Consider the following 448-nt stretch of genomic DNA (forward strand, 5'->3'; position numbering starts at 1 on the left):
TGGATAAGCACCCTCGTTGTGGGGCTGTCCTTCAGCTTGCCGATAAAAAGCAGACTGCGGACTGCCGCCGTAATGTCGATAGACCCTAATCCCCGGTAGGTGCTTTGCGTTCCTGCGGCTTTGTTGAGGTGTCCGATCAGCACGATAGCGCACCCGGTAGCCTGTGCAATGTCTCCCAGACTGCGGAATATGGGACGGACTTCATTTGCCCGGTTCATGTCCACATCTGCGCCCAGAAACGCCTGTACCGGGTCAATGATAACCAGCTTTGCGTTGTTTTCCCGGATTGCCCTTGCGATGCGTTCATCGGCAAGGGTCAGTGGTGTGTCTCTATCGTCAATGACAAGCACTTTTTCAAGGTCTGCGTCTGCTTCCATCAGTCGGGGCTTGACCGTATCACCCAGACCGTCCTCGGCAGTCTGGTAAATGATATTGAACGGTTCAAGGG

The 448-nt window shown here is 54.5% G+C and carries 1 protein-coding gene; it reads right to left on the reverse strand.

Annotation, left to right across the window (positions count from 1 at the left end; translation table 11 throughout):
• A partial coding sequence (locus tag RX395_RS10080) for an AAA family ATPase (RefSeq protein WP_316367375.1) occupies nt 1-448 on the reverse strand: 448 nt, incomplete at both ends.

It is taken from the genome of Collinsella aerofaciens (genome assembly GCF_032584215.1).
Lineage (GTDB): Bacteria > Actinomycetota > Coriobacteriia > Coriobacteriales > Coriobacteriaceae > Collinsella.